This window comes from Pantoea sp. NPDC088449, from assembly GCF_044753225.1.
Lineage (GTDB): Bacteria > Pseudomonadota > Gammaproteobacteria > Enterobacterales > Enterobacteriaceae > Pantoea > Pantoea floridensis.
On record NZ_JBIVMT010000007.1, the window covers coordinates 92,397 to 113,142 of the forward strand.

The 20,746-nt window shown below is 54.3% G+C and carries 23 protein-coding genes; 15 read left to right on the forward strand and 8 right to left on the reverse strand.

From position 1 onward, the window contains the following. Positions 1-198: 198 nt before the first annotated feature. From rfaD to rfaC, 3 genes are read left to right on the forward strand one after another with little or no spacing between them, the layout of a single operon-like run. The gene (gene rfaD / locus ACIP6T_RS22875) at positions 199-1,131 is read left to right on the forward strand and encodes an ADP-glyceromanno-heptose 6-epimerase (RefSeq protein WP_097095594.1); all 933 of its coding nucleotides are present in this window, start codon (positions 199-201) and stop codon (positions 1,129-1,131) included. A gap of 17 nt (positions 1,132-1,148) precedes the next feature. Then, a complete protein-coding gene (rfaF, locus tag ACIP6T_RS22880) occupies positions 1,149-2,192 on the forward strand; it encodes an ADP-heptose--LPS heptosyltransferase RfaF (protein WP_400459203.1) in 1,044 nt (347 codons plus the stop codon). 2 nt (positions 2,193-2,194) lie between these two features. After that, complete coding sequence (gene rfaC, locus ACIP6T_RS22885; protein WP_097095592.1) at positions 2,195-3,163, forward strand: lipopolysaccharide heptosyltransferase RfaC; 969 nt, start codon at positions 2,195-2,197, stop codon at positions 3,161-3,163. A 19-nt stretch (positions 3,164-3,182) separates the two neighbouring features. On the opposite strand, the gene ACIP6T_RS22890 is transcribed toward rfaC, so the two are convergent. Continuing rightward, on the reverse strand, positions 3,183-4,154 hold the full coding sequence (locus ACIP6T_RS22890; protein ID WP_400459206.1) for a polysaccharide deacetylase family protein: 972 nt from the start codon (positions 4,152-4,154) through the stop codon (positions 3,183-3,185). 320 nt (positions 4,155-4,474) lie between these two features. Here ACIP6T_RS22890 and ACIP6T_RS22895 point away from each other — a divergent pair, with 320 nt between their 5' ends. The 8 genes from ACIP6T_RS22895 (at position 4,475) to coaD (ending at position 12,647) form a co-directional block, all read left to right on the forward strand. Continuing rightward, entirely contained in the window at positions 4,475-5,599 is a 1,125-nt protein-coding gene (locus tag ACIP6T_RS22895; protein WP_400459368.1) for a glycosyltransferase, read from the forward strand. A 42-nt stretch (positions 5,600-5,641) separates the two neighbouring features. After that, positions 5,642-6,751 carry a glycosyltransferase family 9 protein gene (locus ACIP6T_RS22900; RefSeq protein WP_345827735.1) on the forward strand — a complete coding sequence of 370 codons (1,110 nt, stop codon included), beginning with the start codon at positions 5,642-5,644 and terminating at the stop codon, positions 6,749-6,751. Then, complete coding sequence (locus tag ACIP6T_RS22905; protein ID WP_400459210.1) at positions 6,748-7,749, forward strand: glycosyltransferase; 1,002 nt, start codon at positions 6,748-6,750, stop codon at positions 7,747-7,749. The genes ACIP6T_RS22900 and ACIP6T_RS22905 overlap by 4 nt, the downstream gene beginning before the upstream one ends. A gap of 73 nt (positions 7,750-7,822) precedes the next feature. Beyond that, on the forward strand, positions 7,823-8,899 hold the full coding sequence (rfaQ, locus tag ACIP6T_RS22910) for a putative lipopolysaccharide heptosyltransferase III (protein ID WP_400459213.1): 1,077 nt from the start codon (positions 7,823-7,825) through the stop codon (positions 8,897-8,899). Beyond that, the gene (locus tag ACIP6T_RS22915) at positions 8,892-10,025 is read left to right on the forward strand and encodes a glycosyltransferase family 4 protein (RefSeq protein ID WP_400459216.1); all 1,134 of its coding nucleotides are present in this window, start codon (positions 8,892-8,894) and stop codon (positions 10,023-10,025) included. Before rfaQ ends, ACIP6T_RS22915 begins: the two co-directional genes overlap by 8 nt. A gap of 85 nt (positions 10,026-10,110) precedes the next feature. Continuing rightward, positions 10,111-11,385 carry a lipid IV(A) 3-deoxy-D-manno-octulosonic acid transferase gene (waaA, locus tag ACIP6T_RS22920; RefSeq protein WP_097095586.1) on the forward strand — a complete coding sequence of 425 codons (1,275 nt, stop codon included), beginning with the start codon at positions 10,111-10,113 and terminating at the stop codon, positions 11,383-11,385. 3 nt (positions 11,386-11,388) lie between these two features. After that, positions 11,389-12,165, forward strand: coding sequence for a glycosyltransferase family 2 protein (locus tag ACIP6T_RS22925; protein ID WP_400459219.1), 777 nt, complete (start codon positions 11,389-11,391; stop codon positions 12,163-12,165). Continuing rightward, positions 12,162-12,647, forward strand: coding sequence for a pantetheine-phosphate adenylyltransferase (gene coaD / locus ACIP6T_RS22930; protein ID WP_345827729.1), 486 nt, complete (start codon positions 12,162-12,164; stop codon positions 12,645-12,647). The genes ACIP6T_RS22925 and coaD overlap by 4 nt, the downstream gene beginning before the upstream one ends. 1 nt (position 12,648) lies before the next feature. Here the strand turns inward: coaD and mutM are convergent, their stop codons facing one another. From mutM to radC, 4 genes are all read right to left on the reverse strand, one after another. Then, the gene (gene mutM, locus ACIP6T_RS22935; protein ID WP_400459223.1) at positions 12,649-13,458 is read right to left on the reverse strand and encodes a bifunctional DNA-formamidopyrimidine glycosylase/DNA-(apurinic or apyrimidinic site) lyase; all 810 of its coding nucleotides are present in this window, start codon (positions 13,456-13,458) and stop codon (positions 12,649-12,651) included. Positions 13,459-13,527: 69 nt separating this feature from the next. Further along, the gene (rpmG, locus tag ACIP6T_RS22940; RefSeq protein ID WP_001051798.1) at positions 13,528-13,695 is read right to left on the reverse strand and encodes a 50S ribosomal protein L33; all 168 of its coding nucleotides are present in this window, start codon (positions 13,693-13,695) and stop codon (positions 13,528-13,530) included. Between the two features lie 11 nt (positions 13,696-13,706). Continuing rightward, on the reverse strand, positions 13,707-13,943 hold the full coding sequence (rpmB, locus tag ACIP6T_RS22945) for a 50S ribosomal protein L28 (RefSeq protein WP_007885297.1): 237 nt from the start codon (positions 13,941-13,943) through the stop codon (positions 13,707-13,709). A 243-nt stretch (positions 13,944-14,186) separates the two neighbouring features. Continuing rightward, positions 14,187-14,843 carry a DNA repair protein RadC gene (radC, locus tag ACIP6T_RS22950; protein WP_097095582.1) on the reverse strand — a complete coding sequence of 219 codons (657 nt, stop codon included), beginning with the start codon at positions 14,841-14,843 and terminating at the stop codon, positions 14,187-14,189. Between the two features lie 185 nt (positions 14,844-15,028). Between radC and coaBC the strand changes: the two genes are divergently transcribed. From coaBC to slmA, 3 genes are all read left to right on the forward strand, one after another. Next, positions 15,029-16,249 carry a bifunctional phosphopantothenoylcysteine decarboxylase/phosphopantothenate--cysteine ligase CoaBC gene (coaBC, locus tag ACIP6T_RS22955; RefSeq protein ID WP_345827720.1) on the forward strand — a complete coding sequence of 407 codons (1,221 nt, stop codon included), beginning with the start codon at positions 15,029-15,031 and terminating at the stop codon, positions 16,247-16,249. Then, entirely contained in the window at positions 16,227-16,685 is a 459-nt protein-coding gene (dut, locus tag ACIP6T_RS22960) for a dUTP diphosphatase (RefSeq protein ID WP_400459248.1), read from the forward strand. Before coaBC ends, dut begins: the two co-directional genes overlap by 23 nt. Positions 16,686-16,801: 116 nt before the next feature. Then, the gene (gene slmA, locus ACIP6T_RS22965; RefSeq protein WP_097095579.1) at positions 16,802-17,398 is read left to right on the forward strand and encodes a nucleoid occlusion factor SlmA; all 597 of its coding nucleotides are present in this window, start codon (positions 16,802-16,804) and stop codon (positions 17,396-17,398) included. An 87-nt stretch (positions 17,399-17,485) separates the two neighbouring features. Here the strand turns inward: slmA and pyrE are convergent, their stop codons facing one another. Next, positions 17,486-18,127, reverse strand: a complete 642-nt coding sequence (gene pyrE / locus ACIP6T_RS22970; protein ID WP_097095578.1) for an orotate phosphoribosyltransferase — start codon at positions 18,125-18,127, stop codon at positions 17,486-17,488. Positions 18,128-18,176: 49 nt separating this feature from the next. Beyond that, positions 18,177-18,893, reverse strand: a complete 717-nt coding sequence (rph, locus tag ACIP6T_RS22975) for a ribonuclease PH (protein WP_097095577.1) — start codon at positions 18,891-18,893, stop codon at positions 18,177-18,179. 144 nt (positions 18,894-19,037) lie between these two features. Between rph and ACIP6T_RS22980 the strand changes: the two genes are divergently transcribed. Next, on the forward strand, positions 19,038-20,222 hold the full coding sequence (locus tag ACIP6T_RS22980; RefSeq protein WP_097097622.1) for a NupC/NupG family nucleoside CNT transporter: 1,185 nt from the start codon (positions 19,038-19,040) through the stop codon (positions 20,220-20,222). A 71-nt stretch (positions 20,223-20,293) separates the two neighbouring features. Here ACIP6T_RS22980 and ACIP6T_RS22985 read toward each other — a convergent pair whose 3' ends face one another. Then, positions 20,294-20,737 carry a DUF3574 domain-containing protein gene (locus ACIP6T_RS22985; RefSeq protein WP_400459253.1) on the reverse strand — a complete coding sequence of 148 codons (444 nt, stop codon included), beginning with the start codon at positions 20,735-20,737 and terminating at the stop codon, positions 20,294-20,296. Positions 20,738-20,746 lie beyond the last annotated feature (9 nt).

Consider the following 20,746-nt stretch of genomic DNA (forward strand, 5'->3'; position numbering starts at 1 on the left):
ATATTACTGATCGAAAAGCAAAGACACGATATTTCAGCCAGCAATATCTCGGTTTTGCAGCATAGTTCACGCTGCGAACAGGATTTGTGCAGCGCTTACGGAGTCATCTGGCTGCCTGCGTCTGGTTGAAATGTTATGATGGTAGGTATTCGTGGCTGAAACCTCCTGTTTCACCCTAACTCTTTAAAGGCAAAGCATATGATTATCGTAACCGGTGGTGCTGGCATGATTGGCAGCAACATTGTTAAAGCGCTGAACGATCGCGGTCTTACCGACATTTTGGTGGTGGATAATCTGAAGGATGGCACCAAATTCGTGAATCTGGCCGATCTGGACATCGCTGATTACATGGATAAAGAGGAGTTCCTCAGCTATATCATGTCCGGCGAAGATCTGGGCCCTATCGAAGCCGTGTTCCATGAAGGTGCGTGCTCCGCGACCACCGAATGGGATGGCAAGTACATGATGGACAACAACTATCAGTACTCAAAAGATCTGCTTCACTTCTGTCTTGAGCGTGAAATCCCGTTCCTGTATGCCTCTTCCGCCGCGACCTACGGTGGCCGCAATGAAAACTTCATTGAAGAGCGCCAATACGAGCAGCCGCTGAACGTCTATGGCTACTCGAAAATGTTGTTCGATCACTATGTGCGCCAGATTCTGCCAGAAGCCGAATCACCGGTGTGCGGTTTCCGCTACTTCAACGTGTATGGTCCGCGCGAAGGCCATAAAGGCAGCATGGCGAGCGTGGCCTTCCATCTCAACACGCAGATCAGCAACGATGAAAATCCGAAGCTGTTTGAAGGCAGCGACGCTTTCCGCCGCGACTTCATCCATGTTGATGACGTGGTCGCCGTGAATCTGTGGTGCTGGGAGAACGGCGTTTCCGGTATCTACAACTGCGGTACCGGCCGCGCTGAATCTTTCCAGGAAGTGGCGGATGCGGTGCTGAACTTCCACCAGAAGGGCCAGATTGAGTACATTCCCTTCCCTGACAAGCTGAAAGGCCGCTATCAGGCATTCACTCAAGCCGATCTGACCAATCTGCGAGCGGCCGGTTACGACAAGCCGTTTAAAACCGTGGCGCAAGGCGTGGGCGAATATATGGCCTGGCTGAATCGTAACGCATAAGGAAACCGGCACCAGCGATGAAAATTCTGGTTATTGGCCCATCATGGGTCGGCGATATGATGATGTCGCAAAGTCTCTATCGCACGCTCAAGACGGAACATCCTGACGCGGTAATAGATGTAATGGCCCCAGCCTGGTGCCGCCCTTTGCTGTCGCGTATGCCGGAAGTGAATCAGGCACTGGCGATGCCGCTCGGTCATGGCGCTCTGGCGTTAGGTGAGCGTCGACGCCTTGGGAAAACGCTGCAGGCGAGCGGTTACGATCGCGCCTATGTGTTGCCGAACTCCTTTAAATCCGCGCTGGTGCCCTTCTTCGCCGGCATCAAGCGTCGCACCGGCTGGCGCGGCGAGATGCGTTATGGCGTGTTAAATGATGTCCGCGTGCTGGATAAAGCCGCGTTTCCGTTGATGGTTGAGCGCTATGTGGCGCTCGGCTATGACAAGCCCATCGCCTCGGCGCAGCAGCTGCCGCAGCCCTTGTTGTGGCCGCAGCTGCGCGTGGATGACGACGAAAAACGCATGACGGCGGCACAGTTTGCGCTGTCAGCCGATCGTCCAGCAATTGGCTTTTGCCCGGGTGCAGAGTTTGGTCCGGCCAAACGCTGGCCACATTATCACTATGCCGCGCTGGCAGAACAGCTGATCGGCGAAGGCTATCAGGTGGTGCTGTTTGGTTCGGCAAAGGATCGCGAAACCGGCGATACCATTGTACAAACGCTGTCAGAAACAGCGCGTGCGCACTGCAAGAATCTCGCCGGCGATACGCAACTGGAACAGGCGGTGATTTTGCTGGCCAACTGCACGGCAGTGGTTAGTAATGATTCGGGCTTAATGCATATTGCGGCGGCTCTTAACCGTCCGCTGGTGGCGCTATATGGCCCAAGCAGCCCGGATTTCACCCCGCCGTTGTCCCATCAGGCGCGCATTATTCGCTTGATCACCGGTTATCACAAAGTCCGCAAAGGGGATGCCGATCAAGGCTATCACCAAAGCCTGATTGATATTCAACCGGCGCGAGTTCATCAGGAGCTTAGCGCGCTGTTGCATCCGGTGCAGGAGTAAAGATGCACGTTTTGATAGTAAAAACCTCCTCAATGGGAGACGTGCTGCATACGCTTCCGGCGCTCACCGATGCGATGCAGGCCATTCCAGGCATTCGCTTTGATTGGGTGGTGGAGGAAAACTTCGCCCAGATTCCAGGCTGGCATCCGGCGGTGGATAAAGTGCTCCCCGTGGCGATTCGCCGCTGGCGCAAACACTGGTTTGGCAGCCAGCAGCGCGAAGAGCGCGTGCGCTTCAAACGCGATCTGCAATCGCGCGACTATGATGTGGTGCTGGATGCGCAAGGCCTCATTAAAAGCGCCGCGCTGGTGACGCGCCTGGCAAAAGGGGTGAAGCACGGTCAGGATAGCCGCAGTGCGCGCGAGCCTTTCGCCAGCTGGTGGTATGACAAGCGTCATGAAATCGACAAGCAGCAGCATGCCGTGGAACGTACGCGCGAGCTGTTTGCCAAAAGCCTCGGCTATGAAAAACCGGCTACGCAGGGTGATTATGCCATTGCCGGTCATTTCCTGACGTCACTTCCGGCGGAGAGCAGCCCTTATCTGGTGTTTCTGCACGCGACCACGCGTGACAACAAACACTGGCCGGAATCGCACTGGCGCGAGTTAATCGAATTAATGCAGCCTACGGGCCTGCGCGTGAAGTTGCCGTGGGGCGCAGAGCACGAGCATCAGCGCGCGCAGCGTCTGGCGGAAGGCTTCTCACATGTTGAAGTGTTAGCCAAATTAACCCTTGAGCAGGTCGCGCAGCAATTAGCGGGCGCGCGCGCGGTGGTATCGGTGGATACCGGCTTAAGCCATCTGACCGCGGCGCTGGATCGGCCCAATATCACCTTATACGGCCCAACCGATCCGGGACTCATTGGTGGATATGGGAAAAATCAGTATGTGCTGCGCCCTGCACAAGGCCACAGCATGGCAGATATCCAGGCAAAGGATGTCGCGGCAATGATGAAAGAAATCGCGGTATAGAGGTATACCGCGTCTTGATTCAGCTCGGCTGGCGATCGCGCTTTAATAACGCATATTCTGTTAGCGTCATGCCCTGGGTACGTGACTGGAGCCAGCTGAAAAGCTGCTCTAAATCATCATAAAGACGTTCAATGTCAGCCTCATTTTTAAACGTGGGGCTACCATCCGGCATGAATTCTGAAGAGTGCAGCATAAATTCAACGTAGTCATTTCCACGCCTGAGCGTCTGCTCAGCCACCTGCTTCATCTGCGCCACATTGCCACCAACCGGCCGCAGCCAGTTGACTGAATGGCCGCGTTTCTTGCCGCGAATGTCATTCCACACTTTTTTTAACTGATTGGTCAGCGCACCGTAGCGATATTCGATGCTCATCGGCAGCTCTAAAAGCGCGCTGTCGCCCTCTTTGGAAATATCATTCACATCAAGATAATAAGCGTGATCGGGAAAGTGGCGATAATCGGTGCCGCCTTTGCCCTGAGGCGCGCCAGAAGAGGTACGCCAGTCAACGCGCGGTGTGACGGAACAATCAACCAAATAACCGTGGTCGAGCAGTGCGCGCGCATAGATTTCATTGAAAGCCCAGCGTCCAGCACGGTGACTGGTCATCTTCTGCTGAAAGGCCGTTTCCAGTAAATCTGTCATGAAAGCGACTTTTTCACGCAGCACATCTTCAGGATATTCAATTAAATAGGGCTGATAGCGCCAATCATCATTCGTTAGCGCATAGTCTGGCGGGCTATACCATGCGTGCAGATGCATGCCGATTTCACCCTGCCCCCGCGCCAGCAGATCGCGGCCAAACTCTACATAAGCGGGATCGCTCGCCATTTCAAAATTGGTTAGCCAGGTTGGTTTAAAACCGTATTTCTCACATAACGACTGAAAACGCGGCAGGAATCGAACATTATGCGTGGTAACCTTGCCGCTGCGATTGCGCCAGAGGTTATCCCCTTCAGTATCGAGAGTGATTAAAAACGCAGGCTTATCCATAACTTATCCGATAAAATGAGCAATTTCTCGTCGTTATGGTACGCAAGCCCGGGAATGAGGGCAAACATTTCATCGGACAGGCGCGGGGTATAAGTGTGTAGCAGTATAAGCACGGTTAAACTAGAGTGAATTAAACTACATAAGGTTCAGAATACGCTGGGTACTCAGCTAAAATGCCCTGCGAATTTATTTAATACCAAACACATCTAATAAATTGATTTATCTTATATTCAGTCCTGTTTTTAGCGGGGATGATAGTTTTTGTATCATTAAAAACAGGCTGGCGATTAGGAGTAACGAATTTGTCAAAGCGCATTCTGATGGTGATTGATGGCCTGCCGGGAGGAGGGGCCGAAAAAGTCGTCCTGACGCTGGCAGAAGGTTTTATAAGTCAGGGACATCGGGTGTCGCTTTTTTCATTGCGTAAGGTGTGTGATTACCCTATTCCATCCGGCGTTGATTATCAGACCATCATTGATAGCAGCTCTCGTCCATGGCGTAAGTTGACTGAAACTTATCGTCGAGCGCATCTCCTTGACGCCGCCGTGCGTGCAAGCGAAGCAACGCACGGAAAATTTGACCTGGTTCTTTCACATCTACACAAAACCGATCGCATTGTGCGGCGCGCGCACGCGCTGGATACGAATAAAACCTGGTATTGTCTGCATGGCGTATTCTCAGCCTCGTACCTTAAGCGTAAATCAGGATTCTCGCTGTGGCTTAAACGGCTCAAAATACGCCTGACTTATCAAGGCAAACAATTGATTGGTGTTTCACAATACGTCATTGATGATGTTGTTCAGAATATTGGCGTAAAGCCCAGCAAAACGCGTGTGATAGTCAACCCTTTCGATTTCAATCTTATTAGTCGCCTTGCCGCCGAACCTTGCCCTCTGGCCGGCAGTGATTTCGTCCTGCACGTTGGGCGTTTTCATGAAACAAAACGCCACGATCGCTTGCTGGACGCCTATGCTATGAGTGGTATCACCGCTCCCTTAGTGTTATTGGGTCAGGGAAGTGAAAAAATCACGGAAAAATTACGTCAGCAAACCGCTGATTTAGGTATTGCTGAGCGCGTGCGCTTCGAAGGCTTTCACGCCAATCCTTACCCGTGGATTCGCCACGCACGTCTGTTAGTGCTTAGTTCAGATAGCGAAGGATTCGGTAATGTGCTGGTAGAAGCCCTGAGCTGCGGCACTTCCATCGTCAGTACGCGTTGCCCTGGTGGCCCGGCGTCGATAATGAGCGGTGACCTTGCGCGTGGGCTTGCTGAGTTAAATGCGCAGTCACTGGCGGAAAAAATGCGCGAAATTTATGCGAACCCGCCAGAGTTGCAACATCTGGACTTAAGCATTTATAGTCTCAACGTGGTTTGTCAGCACTATTTGCAACTGGCTGAAGCGGCAAAACCCTCATATTCACATACTCAGCACGTTTCAGGTTAAACAGGTCCCCATGTCGGTGTGGCCGAACATGGGGATAGATCGTTGACGTATACCATTCTCTTCATTCTTTTTTTACCGGTGAAATGGTTGATGAAAATCTTCCATGCCAGGACCGGTAAAAATCTCGTGATTCAAACAGCGAAGATTGGTGATTTTATTAACATCACTCCGCTATTAACCCATTTGGGAAAAAGCGATGCGCTGCTAAGCCATAGCGTAGCGGCTCTGGCGACGCGTGACAGCACGCTAGAAAATATCTGGTACATCGAAGATCATCGTTCAGGACTGATTAAGAAATTCAAATTAATATGGTTATTACTTAATCGTTACGACAATATCTATCTGCTACATCCGACCAATCTCAATCTATTTATTGCCGCTTGCTGTAACGCCAGTAACAAGCAATTTCTTTCCAGCTATCGTCGCCGAAGCTATCAGAAGCTTTTTTATCTCACCGCTTCAGGTGTCGTGCAGCACGAAAAAAATACGCTCACGCTGGAAAATTATTTAAAGCTCGCCGATCGTTCTTTTACTAAAGAGAGCTATCCGAAACATGCGACACAACCGCTTTGGCAACCTCGCGCGCTGCCTGCAGAAATTTTCCAGCATGAGGGGATCCGAATTGGTATCAGTATCACCGCCGGTAACCAGGCGAAAACGATTCCTCCGCTGATTTGGCAGCGACTGTTTGACCATCTCAGCGATTTACCCTGTCAGTTCTTTGCCTTTGGCGCACCGAATGAACAATCACGTCTACAAGAGCTGTATAAAGTTGTCGGCGCGCGTGAGAATGTGATCAGTTTGGTAGGTAAAGTGCCGTTAGAAGACGTTCCCGCCGTTATCAACGAGATGGATTTCTATATCGCGTCTGATTCGGGGAACGTTTATATTGCCGATGCGCAGCACGTTCCCATTATTTTGATTTACGGTCCTTGCTGTGTAGAAGAACAGCGCCCTCTTGGCGATGTCTTGCTGATTGGCCCAAATCATATTGCGCCTTCATCATTTGTTTTCGCAGCGCAGTACAAATTTAAGCATCCCACTGAACAGCTGTTTGAACTGGATCAGCGGAAGCTGGATGATATTCATGATTTTATTACCGCGAGGCAGCAACAACGCCTGGCGCGACGGAAGAACACAAAAACAGCATGACAATGCCCCCTGCTCAATCAGCCCCTTTACTCAGCCTTATCATTCCCATGTTCAATGCGGGCAGCGATTTCACTGTCTGTATGCAAGCGCTGCTGGCACAAACGCTTAGCGACATGGAAATCATCATTGTCGATGACGGATCTACCGACGGTTCCGGCGAGCGTGCCGACGCCTATGCACAACAGCACCACCATGTGCGCGTTGTTCATCAAGCCAACGGGGGCGTATCTCGCGCCCGCAATGCCGGACTGGCCGTCGCGCGTGGTAAGTACGTGTCGTTCCCGGATGCTGACGACACCATGGACCCGGCGATGTATCAAACCCTGGTCGAAATGGCAGAGCGCGATAATCTCGACGTCGCGCAGTGCAATGCGGAGTGGTTCTTTAAAGCCAGTCAACAGGTAAAGCCGCTGATTCCCCGCGATCGCCTCACCAGCACCGGCGTGCTTAGCGGCTCTGAATGGCTCAATAAGGCACTGCAAACGCGGCGCTACATGCACGTGGTATGGCTGGGGATTTATCGCCGTGAACTGATCGAGCAGCTGCAGCTCTATTTTGAACCCGGCCTGCATCATCAGGATATCCCCTGGACCACCGAGCTGATGCTTAACGCTAAACGCGTGCGCTACACCGATAAAATCTTCTATCGCTACCATATGCACGATGCGTCAATCAGCAATCGTAAGCGCACCGGCCAGCGCAACGTCGAGTATCAGCGCCATTACCTGAAAATTGCGCGATTGCTGGAAGAGATTAACGTGCGCTATCGCGATAAAGTGAAAATCTATCCGTCATTTCACGCCCAGATTACGCATGAGGCGCTCAGCGTCTGCCACTGCATTCGTCGCGAACCCGAAGAGAGTGCGCGTCTGGCGATGATTGAAGACCTGTTTGCCACACAAACGCATAAACGCATGCTGCGTAACGCACGCGGCCTGCGGCAATGGTATCAACTGCTGTTGTGGCTGAGTCGGATTTATCGCTGGCGTAAGAAATAAGCGCTGCACCTGGCTTTCACGCTTTTGGGGTTTGCCCTACAATCAGCTGACTGAATTCTGAGATCATTTGAGTATGGCAAGCCCGATTCCAGACCCATTTACACCGAAAAATATTCTATTGATCAAGCTGCGCCATCACGGCGATATGCTGCTGACCACACCCGCTATCAATGCGCTTCGCCAGCGCTATCCGCAGGCCAATATCGACGTTCTGCTGTATAAAGAGACCCGTCCGATGCTGGAAGCGCATCCGGCCATTCGCCAGTTACACTTTATCGATCGCAACTGGAAGAAAGAGGGCGGCTGGCAGAAATTCCGTCACGAAATGCGCCTGATTTCTGCGGTACGCGCCTGCCATTATGACCTCGTGATCAACCTCGCCGATCAGTGGCGCAGCGCCATTATTACCGGCCTTTCCGGCGCCAACGTGCGTATCGGTTTTGCTTTTCACAAGCGCGACAATGTTTTATGGCGTCGAATGCACAATCAGTTGGTTAGCACCGCCAATCATAACCAGCTGCATACGGTTGAACAGAATATGGCGGCGCTGACGCCGCTGGGTATCAGCGCCGCGGGCGCGAAAGCCTCAATGCACTTCAGCGCGGTCGATTGGCAAAAGGTGCAGGACATGCTGGCACAGCACGCGGTCAGCGCGCCTTTTATTGTGGTGCAACCCACTTCTCGCTGGCAGTTTAAATGCTGGGAAGATGACAAAGTCGCACAGGTGATCGATGCGCTCACCGCTGAAGGCCGTACCGTGGTGCTTACCGCAGGACCAGACCAGAAAGAGCTGGCGATGATCGCCAATATTCAGTCGCTGTGCCGCAGCCACAATGTGGTGTCGCTGGCGGGTCAACTCTCCTTGCCGCAGTTGGCCGCACTCATCAATGCGGCGCAGCTGTTTATCGGCGTGGATTCAGCTCCCATGCACATGGCCGCCGCGCTGGAAACCCCCTGCCTTGCGCTGTTTGGCCCAACTAAGCTGCAACACTGGCGCCCGTGGGGCGAGAACAACCGCGTGATTTGGGCCGGCGATTATGGGCCGCTGCCGTCGCCAGACGCAATCGATACCAATACCCAACAGCGCTACCTTTCTGCTATTCCCGTTGAGGATGTGGTCGCTGCCGCCAGGAGTTTTTTGCATGAGTAAGTTACGCCTGGCGATAGTCCGGCAGAAATATCGTCCCGACGGCGGCGCCGAGCGCTTTATCTCACGTGCGCTGGAAGCACTGGATAGCGAACAGCTCGATCTCAACATTATCACCCGCAGCTGGCAGGGCACGCCGAATCCGGCCTGGCATCTGCACATCTGTAATCCGGCGAAATTCGGCCGCATCTCGCGCGAACGGGGTTTTGCCCGCGCCGCCCGGGCATGCTGGGAACGTGAGAAGTTCGATATTGTGCAGAGCCACGAACGCATCGCCGGCTGCGATATCTTCCGCGCGGGAGATGGCGTGCATCGCGTATGGCTGGAACAGCGCGCGCGTATTGTATCGCCGTGGCAACGTTTGAGCGCCAGCCTCAGCCCTTACCATCGCTACGTATTGCAGGCGGAAGCCGAGATGTTCAATGCGCCTGCGTTGAAGGCGGTGATCTGTAATTCCGAGATGGTGAAGCAGGATATTTTGCGGCACTTCACGCTCGATGCCAGCAAGATTCATGTGATTCACAATGCGATTGATAGCCAGCGTTTCCAGCCCGCCAGCGAAACATTGCGCCACGCAGCACGTCAGCAGCTCAACCTGCCGCACGATGCCACAGTGATGATTTATGTCGGTTCGGGCTTTGAGCGCAAAGGACTTAAGGCCGCGATTGAGGCGGTAGCGAAAAGCGATCGCTATCTGGTGGTGGTTGGCCAGGATAAGCACCTGTCGCGTTATCAGCAGTTAGCGAATCAGCTTAACTGCCTGGATCGAATGCGTTTTGTTGGCGTGCAGCAGGATGTACAGCCGTTTTACCATGCCGCTGACGCGCTGCTGCTGCCCACGCTTTATGACCCCTTTCCCAATGTAGTACTGGAAGCAATGGCCTGCGGCCTGGCGGTGATCACCAGCACCGGCTGCGGTGGCGCTGAATTTATCACTGCAGGCCAGGAAGGTTTTGTTTGTGATGCGTTAGATATCAAAGCGTTAAACGAATCCGTAATCGCCACGCCAGCACTTTCACACAATTCTGCCATGGGTGAAGCCGCACGACGTAGAATTGAACCTTTTGGTCCGCAGCGACTGGCGCTGGCGCTGACTTCACTTTATCAGCAAGTGCTGCAGAGCCGCTGACGAAGTGGTATGAGCAGGCGGCTAGTTTCTGATAACATGCCGCCTTTCATCTGTTTTTTGACGCGATTCTGTCGTAACGGTAACTATGACGACTCTATACACAGCCTTGCTCTATCTGATTCAGCCACTCATCTGGCTGCGCCTGTGGCTGCGCGGTCGAAAAGCACCGGCCTATCGTAAGCGCTGGGCAGAACGCTACGGCTACTGCGCTGGAAAAGTACTGCCGCATGGTATTGTGCTGCACTCCGTATCCGTCGGCGAAACGCTGGCGGCGGTGCCGCTGGTGCGCGCGCTGCGCCACCGCTATCCCACTTTACCGATCACCGTCACCACCATGACGCCAACCGGCTCCGAGCGCGCGCAATCGGCATTTGGCAAAGATGTGCACCACGTTTATCTGCCATACGATCTGCCTGGCTCCATTAATCGCTTCCTTGATAACGTCAATCCACGGCTGGTGATCATTATGGAAACCGAGCTGTGGCCAAACATCATCCGTATTTTGCATCAGCGCCAAATCCCGCTGGTGATTGCCAATGCGCGCTTGTCTGAGCGTTCAGCCAAAGGCTACAAAAAGCTCGGCGGCTTTATGCGCGATTTGCTGCAACGTATCACGCTGATTGCTGCGCAAAACGCCGAAGATGGCGACCGTTTCCTTAGCCTTGGCCTGAAACGTTCGCATCTTACCGTCACCGGCAGCCTCAAATTTGATATCTCGGTCACGCCGGAATTGGCGGCCAAAGCGGTGACGCTGCGTCGTCAGTGGGCATCGCGTCGCCCGGTATGGATCGCCACCAGCACCCACGAAGGCGAAGAGGCGATTGTGCTCGATGCCCATCGTCGCCTGCTGCAGCAGTTTCCCGATCTACTGCTGATTTTGGTGCCGCGCCATCCAGAGCGTTTCAAAGATGCCTGTGACCTGGCGCAAAAACGTGGCTTCAGTTTTATCTTGCGCAGCAGCGGTGAAATTCCATCAAGCTCCACCCAAGTCGTGATTGGCGACACCATGGGTGAATTGATGATGCTGTACGGCATTGCTGACCTCGCCTTTGTTGGCGGCAGTTTAGTGGAGCGCGGCGGGCACAATCCGCTCGAACCGGCCGCACACGCGATCCCCGTGCTGATGGGTCCGCACATCTGGAACTTCAAAGATATTTGCGCCAAGTTGCAGCAGGCCGAAGGTTTGATTACCGTTACTGACGTGGTGTCGTTACAAAAAGAGGTCGCTAACCTGCTGCAGGATGACGATTATCGCCGCTATTACGGTCGCCATGCCGTGGAAGTGCTGCATCAGAATCAGGGCGCCTTACAGCGTCTGCTACAGTTACTCGAACCTCACTTACCGCCGCGAGCACACTAACTCATGTCGCAACGCCAACGCCTCTCTGTGGTGATGATCGCCAAAAATGAAGCTGAGCTGCTGCCAGAGGCGCTGACCTCCGTTAGCTGGGCGGATGAGATTGTGGTGCTGGACTCCGGCAGTTCAGACCACACCGCACAAGTCGCGCGGGAGCATGGCGCACAGGTGTACCAGGCTGAAGGCTGGGATGGATTTGGCAAACAGCGCCAGCGCGCGCAGGCACATGCCAACGGCGATATGATTTTGATGATCGATGCTGATGAGCGGGTGACGCCAGAACTGCGTCGTGCCATTGAACAGGTTTTAGCTCAACCGCCGTCAGACACCGTTTACAGCCTGGGGCGCAGCAACCTGTTTCTCGGTCGCTTTATGCGCCACAGCGGTTGGTATCCCGACCGCGTGATGCGCCTCTACCCGCGCAAGCTGAATTACAACGACAACCTGGTACATGAATCGCTGGAGACGCAGGGCGCGCCGGTGGTGACGTTGCCGGGCGACCTGCAACATCTTACCTGCCGCGATCTCATCGCTTTCCAGCGCAAGCAAATGAACTATGCCGAAGCCTGGGCGCAAGAGCGTTTCCAGCGCGGCAAACGCTGCGGCTTGTTCTCTATCTTTAGCCATACGCTCGGCGCGTTCGTGAAAACGCTGCTGCTGCGCGCCGGTTTCCTTGATGGCAAACAGGGCTGGATTCTGGCGGTAGTGAACGCGCAATACACCTTCAACAAATACTCGGCGCTCTGGGCGCTGCATCACACCTCAACAAAAGGCCGCGTATGAGTACCAAAGCGATTTATCCCGGCACCTTTGATCCTTTCACCTTGGGTCATCTGGATATTGTGACGCGCGCGGCGCAGATGTTTGACCGCATCGTGGTGGCGATTGCCGCGAGCCCGAGCAAGAAACCGCTGTTCAGTCTGGATGAACGTGTGGATATGGCGCGCCAGGTAACGGCACATTTGCCCAATGTGGACGTCGTGGGATTCAGCGATTTGATGGCGAACTTTGCGCAAGCGCAGAACGCCAACGTGCTGGTGCGCGGGTTGCGTGCGGTTTCCGATTTCGAATATGAGCTGCAGCTGGCGCAGATGAACCGTCATCTGTTGCCCACCCTTGAAAGCGTATTTCTGATGCCGTCCGAGGGCTTCTCGTTCGTCTCTTCTTCGCTGGTAAAAGAAGTGGCGCGCCATGCCGGTGACGTGCAGGCATTCCTGCCTGCCGTGGTGCACAAGGCTTTACTGGCGCGACTGGCGCAGCCTTAACTCAGCGCTGGCAGCGTGGACACCAGAAGGTGCTGCGCTGGCCATGCTTGCCGCTGGCAATCGGCGTACCACAGGCGCGGCAAGGTTCTCCGGTGCGGCCATAAACCTGCAACTCCTGCGCGAAATAGCCGGGTTTACCATCCGTTTGCAGGAAATCGCGCAGCGTAGTGCCACCCTGCTCAATCGAGCGCAGCAATACGGCTTTGATGGTATTCACCAGCAGCTCGGCCTCTTCCTGACTCAAACTCATCGCCGGACGATCGGGTAAGATCCCGGCGGTAAACAGCGATTCGCTGGCGTAGATGTTACCGACGCCAACCACCACTTTGTTATCCATCAGCCACTGTTTGATCAGCGTGCGTTTGCCGCGTGACTTTTCAAACAGATAAGCGCCATCAAATTCGCTGCTTAACGGTTCCGGACCGAGATGCGCCAGCACGCTGCTGCCGGCCAGATCGCTGCTCCACAGCCAGGCGCCAAAACGCCGCGGATCGGTGTAGCGCAGCACTTTGCCGTTGCTCATCACCAAATCGACGTGATCGTGTTTGGCTGCGGGCTGTTCGCCGGGCAGCACGCGCAGGCTACCGGACATGCCGAGGTGAATGATGATCCAGCCATGCGGCAGCTCCAGCAGCAGGTATTTGGCGCGACGCTGCACGCTTAATACCGGCTGGTCGCTCAGCGCATGGATTTCATGCGAGACCGGCCAGCGCAAACGGGAATTGCGCACCACCGCATGCAGAATGGTGGCGCCCACCATATGGGGTTCAATACCGCGTCGACTGGTTTCTACCTCAGGTAATTCAGGCATCTCATCTCCTCAACGAATCGCAGAAACAAAAAACCCGGCCGAAGCCGGGTTTTTCTAAGAACACTAAAATTACTTAATTTTAGCTTCTTTGTAGATCACGTGCTGACGTACAACCGGATCGAACTTTTTCAGTTCTAATTTCTCTGGTTTAGTACGTTTGTTCTTCGTGGTGGTATAGAAGTGACCTGTACCAGCAGAGGAAACCAGCTTGATCTTCTCACGAATACCTTTAGCCATGATTCAGTTCCTTAGTACTTCTCACCACGGGCGCGGATTTCGGTCAGAACCGTATCGATGCCCTTTTTATCAATAACACGCATACCTTTAGCAGATACACGCAGAGTAACGAAGCGCTTTTCGCTCTCAACCCAGAAACGGTGAGAGTGCAGGTTCGGCAGGAAACGGCGTTTCGTCGCGTTCATTGCGTGGGAACGGTTGTTACCCGTTACCGGACGCTTTCCAGTTACCTGGCAGACTCGTGACATTTCTATTCTCCAAAAATCAAATCAGCTCGAGCTTTAAAAACTAGGTTTTGGCCGCCTCGTCAGGCCTTAGCCCGCCCAGGCGAGTTCCATGTGAACCCGCTAAGCTGGCCCAAACGCCAAACCCGAGATTCTCAAAGGTGGCGTAGTATACGCCGCTCAGCCTGAGTGCTCAAGTCCCGAACAGATAAAGATCCCTCTGGATCGCGCAAAAATGCCTCATTTCTGTTCAATTGAATCGATGAATTACAACCAACCCCGCTCAGCGAAAGAGGTAAACTCGCCGTGACCGATCACCAGATGATCAAGTAAACGGATATTGAGCAGCGCGCAGGCCTGGCCAATTTTCGCGGTAATATCGCGATCGGCCCGGCTCGGTTCAGCGACGCCCGAGGGGTGATTGTGCGCCAGAATCACCGCCGCAGCGTTAAGCTTCAAGGCTTCGCGCACAATTTCACGCGGATGCACCTCCACGCTGGCAATCGAACCCGAAAACATCTTTTGCGCCTGCAACACGCGATGCTGATTATCCAGAAATAGCGCCATAAACACTTCTCGTTCCTGATGGGCCAGCACGCTTTGTAGGTAATGGCGCGTCACCTGCGGATTTTCCATCACATTTTCCCGCGCCAGCTGGCTGGCAAAAAAGCGTCGCCCTAATTCAGCGATGGCGTAAAGCTGCGTCATCTTGGCGCTGCCCACACCTTTAATTTGCCCCAGCTCCTCTTTGCTGGCGGTCATAATGCGATATAGCGAACCAAACTCGTTCAGCATCTGATGCGCCAGCAGCAGCACGCTGGTGCCGCGCGTACCGGTGCGCAAAAAAATCGCCAACAGCTCAGCATCATTCAGCCTTTCCGCGCCTATTAACAGTAGCTTTTCCCGTGGTGCCAGTTCCGTCATGACATTGCTCTCCCTGCGTTGCGGCGATTCTGCGCGTCTGCCGCACGGTGCGCCAGCAAGCAAAACGGAATTTCAGAGCCGGCTCGCAAAGGCCGCAGGCAGTGAAAAGGCGCGTTGCGGATTTTGTGATAAAGTTGCCTGCATCTGCCGCCTGTGACGCGGCAATCTGCTTTGAGGCGAAGAACATGATGGGATTAGCCGGAAAGAAAATTCTGCTGGGCGTCAGCGGCGGCATTGCGGCCTATAAAGCGCCGGAACTGGTGCGTCGGCTGCGCGATCGCGGCGCAGACGTCCGCGTAATGATGACCGAAGCGGCCAAAGCCTTTATTACGCCGCTTAGCTTACAAGCCGTTTCCGGGTATCCGGTATTTGATGACCTGCTCGACCCCGCTGCAGAAGCCGCGATGGGGCATATTGAACTGGCAAAATGGGCCGATTTGATTGTGCTGGCACCTGCAACAGCCGATTTAATTGCCCGCGTCACCGCCGGTATGGCGAACGATTTGGTCACCACCGCGTGCCTGGCAAGCGATGCGCCTCTCGCCATCGTTCCTGCTATGAATCAGCAGATGTACCGCGCGGCCATCACGCAAGAGAACCTGCTGCGTCTGCAGCAACGCGGCGTGCTGATTTGGGGTCCCGACAGCGGCAGCCAGGCGTGCGGCGACATCGGTCCTGGCCGTATGCTCGACCCGCTGGCGATTGTTGCCCACGCGCTGGAATGGGCTGCGCCCGTCAACGATCTGCAACATCTCAACATTATGATCACCGCCGGCCCAACGCGTGAAGCGCTGGATCCGGTGCGATATATCAGCAACCACAGCTCCGGTAAGATGGGCTTTGCCATTGCCGCCGCCGCGGCAAAACGCGGCGCAAATGTGACGCTGGTCGCCGGTCCGGTTGCACTACCAACGCCAGCGGGCGTGCAGCGCGTGGATATCGATAGCGCGCTGGAGATGGAAGCCGCGGTGATGGCGCAAATCCAGCAACAACATATTTTCATTGCCAGCGCAGCCGTGGCAGACTACCGGGCGGCGACGATTGCCGCAGAGAAAATCAAAAAACAGGGTGGCGACGATAGCGTCACGCTGCAGTTGGTGAAGAACCCCGATATTGTCGCGGGCGTGGCGGCGCTGCAGGAACATCGCCCTTACGTTGTGGGATTTGCTGCCGAAACCCAGAATGTGGAAGAATACGCGCGGCAAAAACGGGTGCGAAAAAACCTGGATCTGATTTGTGCCAACGACGTGGCGCAGGCGGGTCAGGGATTCAATAGCGACACCAATGCTCTTCACCTTTTTTGGCAGGAGGGAGAAAAAGTCTTACCGCTCAGTGATAAGACGCTCCTTGGCCAACAATTAATAGACGAGATTGTCAGCCGTTATGATGAAAAAAATCGACGTTAAAATTCTTGATGCACGCGTAGGCAATGAATTCCCGCTGCCAACGTATGCAACCTCTGGCTCCGCAGGTCTCGATTTGCGCGCCTGTCTGGATGACGCACTGGAAATCGCACCGGGCATGACCACGCTGGTGCCCACAGGCCTGGCCATTCACATTGCCGATCCCAGCCTTGCAGCGGTGATTTTGCCGCGTTCTGGCCTTGGCCATAAACATGGTATCGTGCTGGGCAACCTGGTGGGTTTAATCGACTCCGATTATCAGGGCCAGCTCATGGTTTCCGTCTGGAACCGCGGCCAGGACAGCTTCACCCTGCAGCCAGGCGACCGTTTAGCACAGCTGGTATTCGTGCCGGTTGTGCAGGCGGAATTTAACCTGGTGGACGATTTTGACACCAGCGACCGCGGCGCGGGCGGCTTCGGTCACTCAGGCCGTCAGTAACACGCGACACTTTTCGCTTAGCCATCTTTTTATTTCTTGTCGCCACAGGCCGCTTTGTCTGTGGCAGATGAGGCAGTATTGCCTGTTTTTGGTGAATTTCAGGGGTGTTGAAGGTCATGGCAGAAAAAAAAGTCGCGAAACGGAATCGTCGCGAAGAGATTTTGCAGGCGCTGGCGCAAATGCTGGAGTCGAGCGATGGCAGTCAGCGCATCACCACCGCCAAGCTGGCAGCCAATGTAGGCGTTTCGGAAGCGGCATTGTACCGCCACTTTCCCAGCAAAACGCGCATGTTCGATAGCCTCATTGAGTTTATTGAAGACAGTCTGATTACCCGCATCAATCTGATCCTGAAAGACGAAAAAGAGACGCTGACGCGACTGCGTTTAATCGTGCAGCTGATTTTGGGATTTGGTGAGCGTAATCCGGGGCTGACGCGTATTTTGACCGGCCACGCGCTGATGTTCGAACAGGATCGCCTGCAGGGGCGGATTAATCAGCTATTTGAGCGTATTGAAGTGCAGCTGCGTCAGGTGATGCGCGAAAAGAAAATGCGTGATGGAGAAGGTTTCCAGAACGACGAAACGCTACTGGCGAGCCAGCTGCTGGCGTTCTGTGAGGGACTGCTGTCGCGCTATGTGCGTTCCGAATTCCGCTTTCGTCCAACCGCTGATTTCGATAGCCGCTGGCCGTTGATGGCTGCGCAGCTGGTTTAAAACATCAGGTCGGCATCAATGCCGACCTGATGTCGTAGGGTTGCCATTCATGGCAACCTCATAACAAATCGCACAATTGTCTGGTGGTTAAATCCCATACTCTTTGCGATACGCGCGTACTTTCGCCAGATGGTCGGCCATCTCCGGCTTCTCTTCCAGATAATCAATCAGCTCGGCCAGCGTGATAATCGCGGTGACTTTGCACTTATAATCGCGCTCGACTTCCTGAATCGCTGAAATATCGCCGCGACCACGTTCCTGACGATCCAGCGAAATCAATACGCCCGCTAACGTGGCGTTGTGCGCGCTGATGATATCCATTGATTCACGGATCGCTGTGCCAGCGGTGATCACATCATCCACCAGCATCACTTTGCCCTGCAGCGGGCTGCCCACCAGCAAACCACCTTCGCCGTGATCTTTGGCTTCTTTACGGTTGAAGCAGTAAGGCACGTCGCGCTCGTGATGATCGGCCAGCGCCACTGCGGTGGTGGTGGCAATCGGAATGCCTTTATACGCTGGGCCAAACAGCAGGTCGAAATCAACGCCGCCATCCACCAGCGCCTGCGCATAGAAACGTCCCAGCAGCGCTAAATCACGGCCGGTATTAAACAGGCCGGCATTAAAGAAATAGGGACTTTTACGCCCCGATTTTAGGGTGAACTCTCCAAACTTCAGCACCCCTTTGTTCAGGGCGAATTCAATAAACTGACGCTGCCAGGCTTTCATTTCTCACTCCTCAAATAAAGAAAAGGCGACTCTATGGTCGCCTGTTACATCAATTGGTTAGCGCCGCTTTCTGCGCCTGAATCAACTGCTCAATGCCGCCTCGCGCCAGCGCCAGCAGCTGCAGTAATTCGTCGTGGCTGAACGGCTCGCCTTCAGCGGTGCCCTGCACTTCAATCATGCGGCCATCTTCGGTCATCACCACGTTCATGTCGGTTTCTGCGGCGGAATCTTCTACATACTCCAGATCGCATAGCGCTTCACCGCCGACGATGCCGACGGAAATCGCCGCTACCATGCCTTTCAGCGGGCTGGCTTTCAGTTTGCCTGCCGCAACCAATGCGTTTAACGCATCAGCCAGCGCCACGCAGGCACCGGTAATAGAGGCGGTGCGGGTGCCGCCATCGGCCTGAATCACATCGCAATCCAGAGTAATGGTGAACTCACCCAGCGCCTGCAAATCGACGGCGGCACGCAGTGAACGGGCGATCAGACGCTGAATCTCCAGCGTACGTCCGCCCTGTTTGCCCTTGGCGGCTTCACGCGCCATACGGCTGTGGGTGGAACGCGGCAGCATGCCATATTCCGCGGTAATCCACCCCTGACCTTTGCCTTTGAGGAAACGCGGCACGCTTTCTTCGACGGTTGCGGTGCACAGCACTTTGGTTTCGCCGAACTCAACGAGCACAGAGCCTTCTGCGTGTTTGGTGTAGTGACGAGTAAGGGTGACGGGACGTGTTTCTGCTGCACTACGGCCTGCTGGACGCATGGTTTCTCTCCGGCTTGCTTGGGTTTGGCTGCGCATTATACGGACTTCATCTCCGGCTGTCCTGCCCGCGATCGGCACAATCCTGGATGAAATTCCGCGGCGGCTGTGGCTAAATGCGCGTTTCCTCCCTTAAAAAGATAAATGATGATAGCGATACTGCATTTCCTGCTGGCGCTGGTGGTGATCTTTGCCCTTGCGCTGTTGGTCAGCCATGACCGTAAACGGATTCGTCCACGCTTTATTATTCAACTGTTGGTCGTTGAAGCCGCGCTGGGTTGGTTCTTCCTTCACTCAGCGGGCGGACAATCGGTGGTTACCGCGGTGGGCGGCTTCTTCGAAACCTTATTAACCTTTGCGGCACAAGGCACTAACTTTGTGTTTGGCAATATGGCGAATCAGGGCCTGGCATTCATCTTCCTTGGCGTGCTCTGCCCCATCGTGTTTATTTCTGCGCTGATCGGTATTTTGCAGCACTGGCGTATTTTGCCGCTGCTGATTCGGCTGGTCGGCACCCTGCTGTCGAAAGTGAACGGAATGGGCAAGCTGGAATCCTTTAACGCCGTCAGCACGCTGATTCTTGGCCAGTCTGAAAACTTTATCGCGTATAAAGGCATTCTCGGCGATATCTCCGCACCGCGTATGTACACCATGGCGGCCACGGCGATGTCGACGGTTTCACTGTCGATTGTTGGCGCTTATATGTCGATGATTGACGCGAAATATGTGGTTGCGGCGTTGCTGCTCAACATGTTCAGCACCTTTATTATTCTTTCGATCATTAACCCGACGCGTCCGGAGAACGAAGAACATATCGCGCTGGATAAGCTGCACGAAGATCAGAGTTTCTTTGAGATGCTGGGCGAATACATTCTCGCCGGTTTTAAAGTGGCGATGATCATCCTGGCGATGCTGATTGGCTTTATCGCGCTGATTGCGGCCATCAACGCGCTGTTTGCCACGGTATTTGGCTACAGTTTCCAGCAGCTGCTCGGTTACGTTTTCTATCCGTTTGCCTGGCTGGTGGGGATTCCGTCCGCCGATGCGCTACAGGCGGCAAGTATTATGGCTACCAAGCTGGTGGCGAACGAGTTTGTGGCGATGATTGAACTAAAGAAAGTGGCAGCGGAGATGACGCCGCGCGGTCTGGGGATTCTGTCGGTGTTCCTGGTATCGTTTGCTAACTTCGCTTCGATTGGCATTGTTGCCGGTGCCATTAAAGGCCTGAACGAGAAACAGGGCAACGTGGTCTCACGATTTGGCTGGAAGCTGGTTTATGGCTCCACGCTGGTGAGTTTGCTCTCCGCCGCATTCGCTGGGCTGTTTATCTGATGTATTTGGGTGCGCAGCAATGCGCACCCTACCAAAGCCTCGCGATATAAACGTCGGGTCAAGCTCAACCGTTAAAACGCCACGCACACCAGTGAATCAACGCGCATCACGGATTCCTGCTCAAAGCGCTTTTTGTAGACCTCACGCAATCCATTAATACTGTCAGAACTGCTGCGATCTGCGTTGTGAATCAGCATCAGCGCTTTACTGTTTTCCCGCGCCAGCTTGCCGTTATCGCCCAGCCATTGCCCTTTGGCATCGTAGACTGATAATCCATCTTTGAAGCGCGGCGTGACGTCGTTATCCACGAACTGCTGCCATTCAAGGTTACTCACGGTGCCACCTTTCGGTTTATTCATGCCAAACCACAGCGTGGTTTGCATCATCACGTCACCAGAACCGCACACCGCCACCGGCGCCGTATTCGGCGGGATCTGCTGATGCGAGGTAACAGGCGTCTGACATCCAGCCAGCAGTAACGCCAATAAAGCAGGGAGAGCCACGGAGCGGAACATCACGAATCC